This window comes from Pseudomonas sp. WC2401 (assembly GCF_041200115.1).
GTDB classification, from domain to species: domain Bacteria; phylum Pseudomonadota; class Gammaproteobacteria; order Pseudomonadales; family Pseudomonadaceae; genus Aquipseudomonas; species Aquipseudomonas fragi.
In genome coordinates this window covers 4,312,327-4,326,388 of the sequence record NZ_CP165623.1, presented here as the reverse complement: position 1 = coordinate 4,326,388, position 14,062 = coordinate 4,312,327, and the positions used below count along the sequence as shown (strand labels likewise).

The following is a 14,062-nucleotide window of genomic DNA, read 5'->3' as shown; positions in this document are numbered from 1 at the left end:
AACACTGCGCAGCACAACCCCTTGAGAGTACCTGGTCGCGTTGGGATGTTTACTTATGATTATCAAGTCAGTGTGTTATGAGAAAAGAGTAGTTCGTGAGGGATGTTGGTATCCACGGATCTAAAGCGCTTATAAACTTATTTCACTGTTTTAGGGTGTTTAATTGCTTCATTGACCAGCGTGTTGTGCTCTTCTAGCGTGCAAGGCAGAGTAGAAGTGGGTTGCCATGCTTATAGGTGGAGTGCCATGCCAGTCTGGTGACGGTGCGGTTCGCTTTGGTTTGTTGATGAATCGCTGCCTGACGGGTGAGTACGTGTCGTAAATTAAAATCGGTGCTGGATTTCACGCTTATACATCCCGTGTTGGCCGGGATGTATAGGCGTGTGATGGAGTTTGAAAGGTTAGAGAGTTAGGGGAAAGTAACTTTATAGGGTTGGCCATTCATGTGTTTGGAGAGTGGCTTGCTGATTGGCCGGTGGCTTGTGATGTGCTGACATCAAGCCGATATGTTGGCTCATCAATGCATTTCAACTACTTGGCGGTCGCATGTTATGACAAAGGGCGAGGCCATAGGTCGTTAGATGAGGCTCTCAGTGTCATTGTTGGCAATGGTATTAAGACATAGACAAGGCCTTTTTTTACTGGAAACCGCCAAGGCTTCTGCCGTCCAGGCTGGCAGTGATATCTCCAGCCAGGCCCCTCTTCAAACCCCTTTGGTACTCGGCAGCAGGATGGTCAATACCCCCAACAACGGCAAGTAAGAGCAGAGTCCATATACATACTCGATGCCCTTGATGTCCGCCAGATGCCCCAGCAACGCGGCACCGATGCCGCCAAAACCGAACATCAGGCCGAAGAACACACCGGCTATCATGCCGACATTGCCTGGCACCAGTTCCTGGGCGAAGACCACGATGGCGGAGAACGCCGACGCCAGGATAAAACCGATCACCATGCTCAGTATGCCTGTCCAGAACAGGTCCACATAAGGCAGCGCCAGCGTGAACGGGGCCGCACCCAGGATTGAGAACCAGATAACTTTTTTGCGTCCGATCCTGTCGCCAATCGGGCCGCCAAAAAAGGTACCTGCCGCCACTGAACCGAGGAACAAAAACAGGTACAGCTGGGAGCTGGCCACTGACAGGTGGAATTTCTCGATCAGGTAAAACGTGAAGTAGCTGGTGAAGCTGGTCATGTAGAAGTATTTGGAAAACACCAGCATGGCCAGGACCACCAGTGCACCTGTCACTCGCCCTTTGGACAGGCCGTGGTGCGCCTGGCTGCCCTGTTTGAGTTTGAACAGGGCCAGGTGGTTGCGATACCAGCGGCTCAAGCCGTACAGCACAACGATGGCAAAAGCCGCAAACAGCCCAAACCAGGCAACATGCCCCTGGCCATAAGGGATCACGATGGCTGCAGCCAGTAACGGGCCGAAAGCGCTGCCGGCATTGCCGCCCACCTGGAAGGTTGACTGGGCCAGGCCATAGCGACCGCCTGAGGCCAGCCGCGCCACGCGCGAGGTCTCCGGGTGGAAGGTCGATGAGCCGATGCCGACCAAGGCACTGGCCACCAGGATCGAGGCAAAGCTACCGGCGAAGGCCAGCATCAAGATCCCGATCAGGGTGCAGACCATGCCCGCCGGCAGCAACCAGGGTTTGGGATGGCGATCGGTGTGGTAACCCACCCAGGGTTGCAGCAGCGAAGCTGTCAGTTGGAAGGTCAGAGTAATCAGGCCCACCTGGGTAAAGCTCAGGCCGTAGTTGGCCTTGAGCAGGGGATAGATCGAAGGGAGTACGGCCTGGATCAGGTCGTTGATCAAATGTGCCAGCGCGCAGGCGCCGATTACTTTCATGACAAGCGGGCTTGCTTGCCGGGCTACTGAGGCAGACGCAGAGGCCGGGGATGCAGTTGTTGTAGGCATGGCAAATCTTCCGGGCGATAGGAGTGCGAGCTCGACGCTCGGGGCCATCCTAGAATTCGCCTGCATGCCTGTCTCGCTGTATAAGGGAGCAAACCATCGCAAAAGGGGCGTCGCGATCAAACCGCTTACTGATTTTTTGCTTGAGATCGATCAAAGCAACCGGATGGTGATCGGCAGCGCTACCGATTATCCGCAAGACTGGGTCATTGCGCCTCACACCCATGAGAAGCATCAACTGCTTTATGCCATCTCGGGTGTCATGGTGGTGTACAGCGAGTCGAGCCAGTGGACTGTTCCCTCCAACCGGGGGGTGTGGATGCCCAGTGGCCGGGTTCACTCGATCCGCTGTGTGGGGCCGCTGAAAATGCGCAGTGTGTTTGTGCGGCCCGATGCGCTGGTGGATCTGCCCGCCGAGGTAAAGGCCGTGAGCATCTCGCCGCTGTTGAGCGAGTTGATCAAGGTTGCCGTGGGCCTGCAGCAGCCCTATGCCGCGCACTCCCGCGAAGATCGGGTGATGCAGTTGATTCTGGACGAGTTGGCCCTGCTGCCCGCACTGCCTTTGCACTTGCCGCAGCCAGCCGATCCGCGTATCAATGGGATTTGTCGCAGTTTGCAAAAAAATCCCGCCGACGGTTCGACGCTGGCGGACTGGAGCACCCACCTGGGCCTCGATGAAAAAACCATCCAGCGCCTGTTTCGCAAGGACACCGGCATGACCTTTGGCCAGTGGCGCCAGCAGGCGCGTTTGCTGCTGGCGGTTGAGCGCATGGCAGTGGGGGAGAAGATCATCGATGTGGCGTTTGCACTGGGCTATGAAAGCCCCAGCGCGTTCACCAACATGTTCAAGAAACAGTTCGGCAAAACCCCCAGCCATTTTTTCAAATAGCCGCCCGCTCGTTACTACGACCCGTTACACACCTTGGCAGCAATCGGGTCGTCGGGGATAAATGAATCTTTGGCGTCAGGCTTGAGTACCACATAGCCGCGACGCCAGGGCTGGTCATCGACCATGTTCCAGCGGTGGCCAGTGCCGGTGTTGTCTTCAGCGATCAACACTTCGCCGGGGTGCAGGGTGAATGTCTCGCCATTGCGGGTTGCGAACGCCAGGGTGCCGGACAATGTGATGACGTATTGCGGCTCCGGGTCGTTATGCCAGTCATAGCTGGCGTGCGCCGGGCTTTGCTTGAAGTGAATCGAGGTCACGTCGTTGCGCATGTTCTGGTCGATGGTGCCGTGCAGCACATGGGAGGCGTTGTCTGCCCCCGTGCACAGTTTGTAGGCCTTGATGGTGTCGGCAGTGGCAGCCTGGGCGCCGCCGAACGTTGCCAGGCTGATGGCCACGACGCCAGCCGTGCGCAGGCTCAGGCGGTGGATTGCAGTGCGCTGCGGTACGCGTGTGTGCTGGTGCATGGAGCCGGTTTCCCTTGTGCTGAAGTGCGTGACAGGCGGCCATGTTCTGCGGGGCAAGGGCTCTGGACAATTAACATTTTTTTCATTGAACCAGGGCAGCTTCAGCCCGACCTGCCGGGCTGAAGCCGTCGCGCAATGTTCAGCTCTTGGCCACCCCCACCCGCCATTGCGAAGGAGGCACCAGACCGTTGACCAGGTAATTGCCGACAATGCGCGACTTGTACACGCGCGGGTTGTGGTTGGCCAGGGTACGGGCGTTGCGCCACAGACGATCGAGTGCCTTGTTGCTGGCCGTGGCGCTGGCGCCCAGGGCATCGAATAGCGCCGTGGTCGCAGCCAGGGTGGCGTCCACCACGGGGTTGACCGCCAGGCACACCTCCAGCTCGGCCAGCGCCACTTGCGGGTCTTCATGGGTCAACGGCTGCTCGCTGGCAATGGTGTATTGCGCGGTACTTTCCAGGCGCTGCGCCGCGTACCGGGTAATGGCCTGTGCCGCGTAGGCCTGGCTGGCCACTTCGCCGATTACCTGGAGCAATTGCACGTCCTGCGCGGCGCTATCGGCATTGCCCGTGGAGAAAGTTCGGGAGCGGCTGCGCAGTTCATCGGCGCCGCTCAAGGCGGCGCGGCGGGCGATGCCGGCCAGGGTGCTGAGGTGGTAGATCTGGAAGAACGACTGGCCATAGGCAAAACGCTGGTCGGTGGCGCGGGGTTCATCGTCCACCCGCACGCTGTCGAAGATGCAGGTACCGCTGGCCGTCAGGCGCTGACCAAAGCCGTTCCAGTCATCAATGATCTGCACGCCGGGAGCCTTGAGGTCGACCACGACGCTGTACAGCGTGCCGTCGTCGCCAGTGCCGATGATGTTGATCAAGTCGCTGTACAGGGCGCCGGTGGTGTAGAATTTTTTGCCGCTGATGCGCAATGAGCCATCTTCAGCACGCTGGATGCGGGTTTCGAATTCACCACGGGTCTGGGTGCCCACCTCGGTACTGCCCGGTGACAGCAGTACGCCCTGGCTGAGCTTGTCCAGCCACTTTGCCTGCCAGTTGCGATCCTTGGAAACCAGCACTTCTTCGCAAAAACCAAAATGCCCACGCAAGGCCTGGGTGATATTGGAGTCGGCTGCGGATAATTCGGTTAACAGGGCGAGCAACTCAACCAGGCTGGCGTCCTGCCCGCCGTAACTGGCCGGCAGGCGCCAGCGTGGCAAGCCCAGTGCGTTCAGTTGCTGGATCACCTTGCCCAGGTGGCTGCGCGAACCGTCAGCTTCGGCGGCTTGTGCGCCGATGTGCGCAAACAGCGGGCGAAAGGGGGCGGCCAGTTGTTCGTAACGGGCGCTAGGGGCGGTGCCCCAGATATCAAGTTGTGAGTTAGGCATGCAATCTGACCTTGCCGGGCCTGCGCTCAAAGGCGCGCTGGCGCTGTAATGAGTGAAGTAAATGCGGTTAGGCCCAGTGGTCTGGTGATGCCACCCTAATACTAGATTGGTCAAATTCTTAATATCAAAAACAGCTAAGCCAATACCCGGACAGGGTTCTATGGATATGCCTTAAAAGTATTAGTTGCCTATATCGTTATTGCGCTAGCTTCTAAAAACGCCACGCTTGGCGATCCATAAAGCCTCTATTCTCAATGCCAGACTGCATGCCTACAGATGGTTGAGTTAGCTGTTAACTCTGTAGGAACCTTCAATGACAACACGTCTAAAACTGCTCTCCCTGTTGGGCCTGGCCTCTGTGCTGCTGCATGGCACTCCCGTCTACGCCGCTGCACCACAGACCCTGGTGGTAGGTGATCAGTTCTTCTCCAATCGCATCGTTCTGGAACTTTCGGGTGAGCTTAAAGACTTGCCCTATACCATCGACTTCAAGCGCTTCAATACCGGCTCGCCGGTGGCCTCGGCCGTGGCCAGCGGCGCCCTGGATATTGGCGTGGTGGGGGATACCCCGGTGATCAGCCTGGCGGCCAACGGTGCTCCGGTCAAAGTCGTGGCCAGTACCCAGACCAGCCTCAATGGCGTAGGGATCGTGGCCCGCCCAGGCATTCACTCGGTGGCTGATCTCAAGGGCAAAACCGTGGCGATCTGGAATGGCTCCTGGAGCCAGCAGATGATGTTCAAGGCCCTCGACGAAGCAGGCGTGCCGCGTGACAGCGTCAACTACAAGTTCCTGTTGCCGGCGGAGGCGAGCATGGCCCTGAGCCAGGGCGATATCGACGCCTTCGGTACCTGGGAACCCTATGTGTCCTTGCAGGAAAAAGAAGGCAGTACCCTGATCCGCAATGCCAAGGGGCTGATGAGCGCACCGACTTATGTGGTTGCCTATGAGCCGGTGCTGGCGCAAAAGGGCGAGATCATCAAGGACTTTGTCGAGCGTCTGACCCGTGCCCGGGAATGGAGCCAAAGCCATGTCGACGAATACGCCGCAGCCTGGTCCAAGGCCAACCAGTCGTCCCCGGAGATCGCCAAGGCCTGGTTCAAGCGCGACGCCATCACCGTACTGCCGATCTCGCCGACCATTGTCAGCGAAGCCCAGGCCACCTCGGATTTCCTCTACGACGCCAAGCTGCTGAAAAAGCCGTATGACGTCACTCCCATGTTTGACCGCGCACTCTGATAACCAAGGAAAACCATATGGCCAAGCAAATGGCATTGGCGGGGTTCATGCTCTCGGGCCCCGTGGTACATAGCCACGCGGTGTGGCGTCACCCGCAAACCCATAGCCACTTTCTCGACCCTGACTACTACATTGAAATCGCCAAGACCCTGGAAGACGGCTGCTTCGACCTGCTGTTTTTTGCCGATCGCCTGGCAGTCGGGGATCAGGCCGGGCAATCCCGTGCGCGTTCCTTCGAGCTGGGTGCGCAGGATGCGGCGCGGCTCGATCCGCTGCCAATCCTCAGCCTGCTGGCCGGCCACACCAAGCATATTGGCCTGGGGCTGACACGCTCCACCACCTACTACCAACCGCCCCATGTGGCGCGGGCCATCGCCTCTCTGGACCATATCTCCAAAGGGCGCAGCGCCTGGAATATCGTCACCTCGATGAACGACAGCGAAGCGCGCCTGTTTGGCCATGCGCAGCACCTGGCCCATGACCAGCGCTATGCCCGCGCCGACGAATTTGTCGAGTTGGTGCTCAAACTGTGGAACAGCTGGCAGCCGGACGCGCTGGTGCTGGACAAGGTGCGCGGCATCCTCGCCGACCCGGGCAAGATCGACGCGTTCAAGCACAGCGGTACTTATTTTGATTGCGAAGGGCCGCTTAATATCCCCCGTGTACCCCAGGGCCAGCCGGTGTTGATCCAGGCCGGAGCTTCGGGGCGCGGGCGCCAGTTTGGTTCACGCTGGGCCGAGGTGATTTTCAGCATCAACAGTCGGGTAGAGCGTATGCTCGAATTCCGCCAGGACATTCACCAGCAAATGCGTGCCATTGGCCGCAACCCTGATGACTGCAAAATCCTCACGGCGGTCATGCCCTTTATTGGCGGCACTGAAACCGAAGCGCTCAAAAAGCGCGATGAACACAATGCCCTGGCTAACCCAGAACTGGGGGTTATCACCCTGTCGACCCAGTCCAATTTCGACTTTACCCAATTCCCGCTGGATACCCGCCTGCTCGATATCGCCAGGCACTCGGCGACCCCCGATGTGGTCGCGCAAAAGCTGCGTCTGGAGCGCGATATCACCCTTGGCGAGTACGGTGCGATCATGGCCGCCAGCATCCGCGTCCCGCAATTGGCGGGCACCGCAGAGAGCGTGGCGCAGCAAATGATCGACTGGCTGGAACTGGGTGCCTGCGACGGTTATGTGGTGTCGCCTGCCTACCTGCCCGGCACGTTCACCGAATTCACCGAATCGGTGGTACCGATCCTGCAACGTCGCGGCTACCTGCGCAGCGCCTATGAACACCCGACCTTGCGCGGGCACCTGGGTTTGAAAAGCTTCAATTGATCGCTACAGCGCGAGGGGTTTACCCCCTAAACCCCTCGCCAGTAACGTGCTGCTCGACAGATCCATCCATTCGCACGTTTTTGTGAGCGCCTCCCCGACTTAGAAGCGGCGAGCGGTGGTGTAGTTTTTCTTCCAGTACGCATTGTCCAGTGAGTCGATACGGATCGTCTTGCCTGTGCGTGGTGCATGGATAAAACGGTTATCACCTATATACAGGCCGACGTGATTGCTTCGCGAGCCGCTGTTGGTGATGAAAAATACGGCGTCACCCGGTTGCAGTGCATGGCGTGCGACTTTTTCCAGGTCTGCACCGAGCATGGCGGCGGTGGTTCTTGGGATGTGGATATTGGCTTCGTGCTTGAACAGATACACCAGCATGCCGCTGCAATCGAAGCCCTTTTCCAGTGACATGCCGCCCCACAGGTAGGGGATGCCCAACAAGGTGTGGGCGCGCTTGATGACCCGCTTGACATGCAAGGGCGAAGAATCATGTTTGACCGATTGAATGGCCCAGCTGTAAGGCTTGCGAAGGTCGGTTGCGGACGCAAAGTTAGCGCCGGTGAGCGTAAGCAACATTGCCAGAGGGATGACTTTAGACACAGGTAACCTTCCGTTTTATGGGGGTACTTGCAGTCTAAAAGTGAGGTCCTGCTGGGTATGTGGGGCGTTTCCTACATGAATTACGGTATTAATCTGAACCCGACGAGCTGTAGTTGCTGTAACGGAAAAGCCCTTCGAAGACGGTGCGAAGCAACAGCGGGGGGAGCCTGCTGGTGAGCAGGCTCCCCCCTTAGAGGACGCCCGGGGTTTGTGGGCTTACAGAATATTCAACGGATAGCTGACAATCACCCGATGCTCGTCGCTGTCACGCTGGGTGCTGACTTCGGTGCGCAGCGAGGCATGGCGCAGGGCAATGCTCAGATCCTTGAGCGGCCCTTGCTGCACAACATAGCTGACGGTCAGGTTGCGTTCCCATTCATGCTTGTCACCCGTGGGCGTGCGGATATTCGAGCCGCTTTCGTACATGCCCATAAAGGTCAAGCCCGGTACCCCGAGGCCGGCAAAGTCATAGCCGTACTTGACCTGCCAGGTGGTTTCGCCGGCGCGCTGGAATTTGCCGATCATCGACTCGGTCATGAAGTAGGCCGTGGAGCCGTCGCCCTGGTTGAGCCACACCGCATCACTTTTACCGCTCACTTGCTGCAGGCCCGCCGCCAGGGTGTGGCCGTGGATCAGGTAGGTGAACTGCGCACTGCTCAGGCGACTGTCGACCTTGCCCTTGGTCACGCCGTCGCCGTAGTAGCCGAAGGTGTAGTAGGCCGGGTCATGGCCGTTGGCGCCGTCGGCGCGGTTGTCGAAAAAGCGCAGGTCGGTACGCAAGGTGCCAGGGCCCACGGGCAGGTCGTACTTGAGGCCCAGGAAGTTTTGTTTGTAAAAGTCTTCCAGGCCGCCGTAGTAGTACTGCAGGGTCAGGTCTTTGCTGGCCTTGTAGTCAACGCCGCCGTAATAGAATTTATTGACGAATTCGCCGGTCTGCGGGTTGTTGGCGCCAGGAATGGACATGCCCATTTCGTTGCTCGAACCGCGGCCCTTGACGTGCTCCAGGCGGCCCAGGGTGAAGGTCAGGCCGTCCAGCTCGCGGGACTGGATCTGTCCGCCGTTGAAGGTCTGTTGCAGCATGCGGTCGGTGGACATGACCACCGGCAGCATGGGCACCAGGGTGCCGTACTTGAACTCGGTTTTCGATATCCGCGCCTTGGCGGTCAGGCCCAAGCTGCCGAATTCGTCCACCGCCCGGCCATCATGGTCAGTGGGGAAAATATTGCCGTTGAACGCGGTGCTCTCAGGGTTGTAATGGCGGCCTTTGCCCGAATCCAGGCGCACGCCGAACATGCCGATGGCGTCTATGCCAACGCCCACGGTGCCCTGGGTAAAACCCGATTCAAACGTGGCGATAAACCCCTGGCCCCATTCCTGGGTGTAGTTGGGGTCGGCGGCGCCGCTGCGGTTGTCGGCGTTGCTGAAAAAATTGCGCGCCAGAATATTCAGCTTGCTGTCTTCCACCAGCCCGGCGGCAAAGCCTTGCTGGGCGATAAACAGGCCGCAAAGGCCGACCATGACTTTCGGTGCGCGATTGAAAAGCTCCATTGGAGTCATCCCGTTGAGTGGTTGAAGGGGCGGGGCAGTCAAAAGCGGCAGCAGGGTTTTTATTGTTTTGCAGGTGTATGCAACTGGACCGGCGGTAACCGGTACAGCACCAGCAGCGCCAGCACGCCGATACCGGCACACAGCAGCAGGCCGACACCCACCGACTGCGCCAGCGCATCGCGGGCCAGATCCAGCCATTGGCCGTGTTCGAGCATGGCGCTGTCGGGCCGCAGCAGGACTTCGGGGGTGGCAAACAGGGGCAGTGCCTCGGCATGCCCCTGGCCGATAAACAGGCGTTGCAGGTTGCTGCTGTACAGCAGGTTGACCAGTACCCCCATGCCCGCCGTGCCCAGCAACCCGCCCACCAGCCGCAGCGATTGCGTCAGTGCAGTGGCGATGCCGAGGAACTGGCGCTCGGCCAGGGTTTGGGTGAATACGGTCAGGTTCAGCAGGATAAAACCCAGGCCCAGCCCGGCCAGCAGAATCAGCCCCAGCAACTGGTTGAACGAGGCGCCGCGCCCGACAATGGCCAGCCCCAGGCAGGCCAGCAGCAGCGCGGCAAAGCCCGCCAGCGGCAACAGGTTGGGGTTGCGCAGGCGGGTGACGATCCGGCCGTTGACGATCGCCCCCAGGGTGATGCTCAGGGCCAGTGGGGTGATCAGCAGCCCGGCGTCCTGGGGCGAATAGCCGTAGCTGCCTTGCAGCAGCAGCGGCAGATAAAACAGCAGGGAAAACATGATCGCCCCGGCCGCCACCGACAACACAAACAACCAGCGCAGGCTCGGCACGTCAAGCAGGGCGGCTGGCAGCAGGGCGTGGGCGCAGTGTTTTTCCCAGCGCCACAGCATCAGGGTAGCGACCACACACACCACGCCCAGTGCTGCACTGAGGGCCAGGCTGGAATGCCCCAGCCACTCGACAAACAGCTGCAAGCTGCCTAGCGCCAGGGCGATAAGCAAGGCGCCGGGCCAGTCCAGGCTGATCTGCAAACGTTGCTGCGGGCGGTAATGAGGCAGGTAGCGCCAGGCAAAAAACAGCGCGATGCAACCCAGTGGCAGGTTGATATAAAACACCGAGCGCCAGCCATAAGCCCCGGTCAAATAACCACCGAGCCCCGGACCAATGGCATTGACCACGCTGAACAGGGCACTGAGCAGCATCTGCCAGCGCAGGCGTTGGCGTGTGTCGGGGAACAGCTCGGGGATGCACGCAAAGGCGGTGCCGATCAACATGCCGCCGCCCACCCCCTGCAACGCCCGGCCGATCACCAGCAACAGCATGTCGTCGGCTACGGCGCAGGCCAGCGACGCGAGGGTGAAGATCAGGGTGGCGGCGAGCACAAACGGCTTGCGCCCGTAATAGTCACCCAGGCGGCCGAAAATCGGGATGGTGACGATGGACGCCAGCAGGTAGCCGGTGGCGACCCAGGCATAGAGTTCAAAGCCATCCAGCTCGGCGACGATGCTCGGCAGGGCGTTGCCGATCACCGTCTGGTCGAGTGCCGAAAGCATCAGCACCAGCGAGATGCCGAGCATGGCCAGCAAAGCCTGTTTGAAACTCAATGGCGGGTGCACCGGCGCGGTCATGGTCGGGCCTCAGTTCAAGGCTGCGACGGCAGTGGCGATGCGCGAACAGCCTTGTTCGAGGGTGTCGAGCGCAGTCGCAATCGACATGCGGAAAAACGGTGCCAGCCCGTACGCGGTGCCCGCCACCACGGCCACGCCCTGGCTTTCCAGCAGGTACATGACCACATCGTAATCGCTGTCCAGGCGCTGGCCCTGCGGGGTGGTCTTGCCCAGCAAGCCCGAACAGTTCACATACAGATAGAACGCACCATCGGGTTTGCGGCAGCTCAGGCCATCAATCCCGTTGAGCAAATCGAGGCAGCGGTCACGGCGTTGCTGGTACACCTGCACGCTGTTCTTGACGAACAGCTGGTCGCCATTAAGCGCTTCGACAGCGGCGGCCTGACTCACCGAACAGGCGTTGCTGGTGGATTGCGATTGCAGGGTGGCCATGGCGCCGATCACATCTGCGGGCCCGGCGGCATAGCCGATGCGCCAGCCGGTCATGGCGTAGGTTTTCGACACGCCGTTGACCACCAGGGTGCGATCGCTGAGTGCCGGTTCGATGGCGAGGATATGTGGGTTGTCCAGGCCGTCGTAGCGGATGTGCTCATAGATGTCGTCGGTCATCAGCAGCACATGGGGGGCGTCGAGCAGCACATCGGCCAGTGCCCGCAACTCGGCGGCGCTGTAGCTGGCGCCGGTGGGGTTGCTTGGCGAGTTGAGCAGCAGCCAGCGCGTGCGTGGAGTGATGGCGTCGCGCAGTTGAGCGGGGGTCAGCTTGAAGGCGTTCTCTTCGGGGCAGGCCAGGGTCACGGGTTCGCCTTCGCAGGCCAGCACCATGTCCGGGTACGACACCCAGTAGGGTGCCGGGATCAACACCTCGTCACCCGCGCCAAGGGTGGCGGCAAAGGCATTGAAAATCGCGCTTTTCGCACCGCTGGTGACCAGCACCTGGCTGGTTGCGTAGCTCAGGCCGTTTTCCCGCTGCAACTTGTCGACAATGGCCTGGCGCAACTGCGGGGTGCCGGCGTTCGCTGTGTAGCGGGTTTCGCCGCGCTCTATGGCAGTGCAGGCCGCTGCGCGAATGTGCGCCGGTGTGTCGAAGTCCGGTTCGCCGACCACCAGGTTGATGATCGATTTGCCCTGCCGGCGCAGTTCATTGGCGCGATCGGACGCAGCACTGCTGGGTGAGGGTTTGATGCGTTGCACACGGGCGGAAATTCGGGAGGTGCTCACGGGTGTTTCCTCGTGGATGACAGGGACGTGGCCCTACAGTACGAGGCGGGTTGGCTGTGGCCATAAGACGAGTTCGTTCTGGTCTGATAGGTAGCGCTTATGGCTAAAACGGTGCGTGCCGGGCACCGCATTGGTGCGCAAGGCACTGCTGGCGTGCCATAACCAGGGCTTATACCTGGGCGGCGGCCTGGCCTGGGTCTTGCAAACCTTGGATAAACCTACCCTGTAGCCGCTGCCGCAGGCTGCGATAAGGGCCGAAGGACCTTCAAAAAGCAGGGTCGCTTCGCAACCCATCGCAGCCTGCGGCAGCGGCTACAGAGACGCGCAATGCAGTTCCTTTATTTTAAACAAGAGCATCGCCATCGTGAATCTGCGTCGTTTGAAATACTTCGTGAAGCTGGTGGATATCGGCAGCATGACCCAGGCCGCCGATGTGCTGCATATCGCTCAACCCGCCTTGAGCCAGCAACTGGCGACCCTCGAAGCCGAGGTGCAGCAGCAGTTGCTGATCCGCACCAAGCGCGGGGTCACGCCTACCGCTGCGGGCAAGGTGTTGTACGGCCACGCGCAGTTGATCCTGCGCCAGTGCGAGCAGGCGCAAAACGATATCAACACCTGCGGGCAGGCCCTGTCCGGGCAGGTGTCGGTGGGCCTGGCGCCCGGTACGGCGGCCTCGGCGCTGTCCTTGCCCTTGCTGCGTGCAGTGCGTGAGCGCCACCCCGGGATCGTGCTGTACCTCAACGAAAACTACGGTATCACCCTCAGCGAGCTGATCATGAACGGGCGCATGGACATGGCCGTGCTCTATGGCGGCCGCGAAGTGCATGGCCTGAGTTTTGTCTCGCTGCTGCGCGAGCCGCTGTTCCTGGTCACGGCCGACCCCGCGCTCAAGGGCCGCGAGCAGATTGCCCTGGCCGAGCTGGCCGCGATGGACATGCTGATGCCGCGCCCCTACAACGTCATTCGCCGCCTGGTCGACGAAGCCTTTGTGCGCATCGGCGCCAGCGCCCGGGTGGTGGCCGAGATCGAATCGCCCTCAACCTTGAGCGCCGCTGTCGCCGGCCATTTTGGCTGCACCATCCTCCCCGAATCGTCGGCGCGAGTGATGTTGGGCAGTGGCGATTTGCAGATGTGCCGCATCGTCGAACCTGAAGTCGAAGCGCCGCTGGCCCTGTGTCTGTCGGGGCATTTGCCGTTGTCAGTGCCCGCGCAGGCGGTCAAGGCAATCATCCTGGAACTGGTGGCGCAGATGCGCGGCAGCCTGATCTGAGGGGTCATAAGGGCGGCTTATTACCCCACATTCAAAGCGTCTTGGCCGGGTTTTGCCCGTCTCGCTACATTGGCCCCATCTACTTAGACACGCTCGAAGCAAGGGGCCATGTATGGATTCAGAACGCATCAAAGGGCTGATGGAGTTGCTCGCCGAATCCGATCTGCTCGAACTGAGCCTGACCGAAGGCGACACCACGGTGCGCCTGTACAAGCAGGCGGGCACCGCGCAGCTCGTGCCCCCGGTGGTCAGCGAGCGCCCGCCGGCAGCGCCTCGACCCAAGGCGACGGCCGCTGTGGCGGGGGGTGAAATCAAGTCCAGCCTCTACGGCGTTCTGCACCTCACCCCGGCGGCCGGTGAGCCGCCCTTTGTCACGGTCGGCGCGCAAGTCGAGGCGGGGCAAACCGTGGCCATTATCGAGGCGATGAAGATGTTTCATCCGGTCAAGGCCAAGAACGCCGGGCAGATCAGCGAGATTCTCGTCCAGGGTGGTAACGAAGTCGACGCTGGCCAGACGCTGTTTCGTCTCGGCTGATCCATGCCCTTTAGCTTTCAGG

Annotated in this window: 12 protein-coding genes; 5 read left to right on the top strand and 7 right to left on the bottom strand. The window is 60.3% G+C overall.

The window, feature by feature from the left end; all coding sequences use genetic code 11:
* Positions 1 to 703: 703 nt before the first annotated feature.
* Positions 704 to 1,921, bottom strand: a complete 1,218-nt coding sequence (locus tag AB3G35_RS19850) for an MFS transporter (RefSeq protein ID WP_029611575.1) — start codon at positions 1,919 to 1,921, stop codon at positions 704 to 706.
* Positions 1,922 to 1,985: 64 nt separating this feature from the next.
* On the opposite strand from AB3G35_RS19850, the gene AB3G35_RS19845 reads away from it, so the two are divergent.
* Complete coding sequence (locus tag AB3G35_RS19845) at positions 1,986 to 2,807, top strand: helix-turn-helix domain-containing protein (RefSeq protein ID WP_134049984.1); 822 nt, start codon at positions 1,986 to 1,988, stop codon at positions 2,805 to 2,807.
* A 14-nt stretch (positions 2,808 to 2,821) separates the two neighbouring features.
* Here AB3G35_RS19845 and AB3G35_RS19840 read toward each other — a convergent pair whose 3' ends face one another.
* On the bottom strand, positions 2,822 to 3,331 hold the full coding sequence (locus AB3G35_RS19840) for a cupin domain-containing protein (protein ID WP_324708648.1): 510 nt from the start codon (positions 3,329 to 3,331) through the stop codon (positions 2,822 to 2,824).
* Positions 3,332 to 3,470: 139 nt separating this feature from the next.
* The gene (locus AB3G35_RS19835) at positions 3,471 to 4,709 is read right to left on the bottom strand and encodes an acyl-CoA dehydrogenase family protein (protein ID WP_369781974.1); all 1,239 of its coding nucleotides are present in this window, start codon (positions 4,707 to 4,709) and stop codon (positions 3,471 to 3,473) included.
* Between the two features lie 313 nt (positions 4,710 to 5,022).
* On the opposite strand from AB3G35_RS19835, the gene AB3G35_RS19830 reads away from it, so the two are divergent.
* Entirely contained in the window at positions 5,023 to 5,946 is a 924-nt protein-coding gene (locus tag AB3G35_RS19830) for an ABC transporter substrate-binding protein (protein WP_016782246.1), read from the top strand.
* Positions 5,947 to 5,963: 17 nt separating this feature from the next.
* Complete coding sequence (locus AB3G35_RS19825) at positions 5,964 to 7,283, top strand: LLM class flavin-dependent oxidoreductase (RefSeq protein ID WP_324708650.1); 1,320 nt, start codon at positions 5,964 to 5,966, stop codon at positions 7,281 to 7,283.
* Between the two features lie 99 nt (positions 7,284 to 7,382).
* Here AB3G35_RS19825 and AB3G35_RS19820 read toward each other — a convergent pair whose 3' ends face one another.
* From AB3G35_RS19820 to AB3G35_RS19805, 4 genes are all read right to left on the bottom strand, one after another.
* Positions 7,383 to 7,859 carry a C40 family peptidase gene (locus tag AB3G35_RS19820; RefSeq protein ID WP_324708836.1) on the bottom strand — a complete coding sequence of 159 codons (477 nt, stop codon included), beginning with the start codon at positions 7,857 to 7,859 and terminating at the stop codon, positions 7,383 to 7,385.
* A 240-nt stretch (positions 7,860 to 8,099) separates the two neighbouring features.
* Positions 8,100 to 9,431 (bottom strand): OprD family porin, encoded by a 1,332-nt coding sequence (locus AB3G35_RS19815; protein ID WP_324708651.1) that lies wholly within the window; start codon positions 9,429 to 9,431, stop codon positions 8,100 to 8,102.
* A gap of 59 nt (positions 9,432 to 9,490) precedes the next feature.
* Positions 9,491 to 11,017 carry an MFS transporter gene (locus tag AB3G35_RS19810; RefSeq protein WP_324708652.1) on the bottom strand — a complete coding sequence of 509 codons (1,527 nt, stop codon included), beginning with the start codon at positions 11,015 to 11,017 and terminating at the stop codon, positions 9,491 to 9,493.
* A gap of 9 nt (positions 11,018 to 11,026) precedes the next feature.
* The gene (locus AB3G35_RS19805) at positions 11,027 to 12,235 is read right to left on the bottom strand and encodes an aspartate transaminase (protein WP_106116051.1); all 1,209 of its coding nucleotides are present in this window, start codon (positions 12,233 to 12,235) and stop codon (positions 11,027 to 11,029) included.
* A 364-nt stretch (positions 12,236 to 12,599) separates the two neighbouring features.
* Here AB3G35_RS19805 and nac point away from each other — a divergent pair, with 364 nt between their 5' ends.
* Positions 12,600 to 13,505 (top strand): nitrogen assimilation transcriptional regulator NAC, encoded by a 906-nt coding sequence (nac, locus tag AB3G35_RS19800; RefSeq protein WP_086798189.1) that lies wholly within the window; start codon positions 12,600 to 12,602, stop codon positions 13,503 to 13,505.
* Between the two features lie 112 nt (positions 13,506 to 13,617).
* Positions 13,618 to 14,040 (top strand): acetyl-CoA carboxylase biotin carboxyl carrier protein subunit, encoded by a 423-nt coding sequence (locus AB3G35_RS19795; RefSeq protein ID WP_086798187.1) that lies wholly within the window; start codon positions 13,618 to 13,620, stop codon positions 14,038 to 14,040.
* Positions 14,041 to 14,062 lie beyond the last annotated feature (22 nt).

Excerpts from the sequence above, each read along its gene's own strand:
- AB3G35_RS19850 (WP_029611575.1), bottom strand. The coding sequence starts at position 1,921 with ATGCCTACAACAACTGCATCCCCGGCCTCTGCGTCTGCCTCAGTAGCC.
- AB3G35_RS19815 (WP_324708651.1), bottom strand. The coding sequence starts at position 9,431 with ATGGAGCTTTTCAATCGCGCACCGAAAGTCATGGTCGGCCTTTGCGGC.
- AB3G35_RS19810 (WP_324708652.1), bottom strand. The coding sequence starts at position 11,017 with ATGACCGCGCCGGTGCACCCGCCATTGAGTTTCAAACAGGCTTTGCTG.
- AB3G35_RS19845 (WP_134049984.1), top strand. The coding sequence starts at position 1,986 with ATGCCTGTCTCGCTGTATAAGGGAGCAAACCATCGCAAAAGGGGCGTC.
- AB3G35_RS19825 (WP_324708650.1), top strand. The coding sequence starts at position 5,964 with ATGGCCAAGCAAATGGCATTGGCGGGGTTCATGCTCTCGGGCCCCGTG.
- AB3G35_RS19835 (WP_369781974.1), bottom strand. The coding sequence starts at position 4,709 with ATGCCTAACTCACAACTTGATATCTGGGGCACCGCCCCTAGCGCCCGT.
- AB3G35_RS19795 (WP_086798187.1), top strand. The coding sequence starts at position 13,618 with ATGGATTCAGAACGCATCAAAGGGCTGATGGAGTTGCTCGCCGAATCC.
- AB3G35_RS19830 (WP_016782246.1), top strand. The coding sequence starts at position 5,023 with ATGACAACACGTCTAAAACTGCTCTCCCTGTTGGGCCTGGCCTCTGTG.
- AB3G35_RS19820 (WP_324708836.1), bottom strand. The coding sequence starts at position 7,859 with ATGTTGCTTACGCTCACCGGCGCTAACTTTGCGTCCGCAACCGACCTT.
- AB3G35_RS19840 (WP_324708648.1), bottom strand. The coding sequence starts at position 3,331 with ATGCACCAGCACACACGCGTACCGCAGCGCACTGCAATCCACCGCCTG.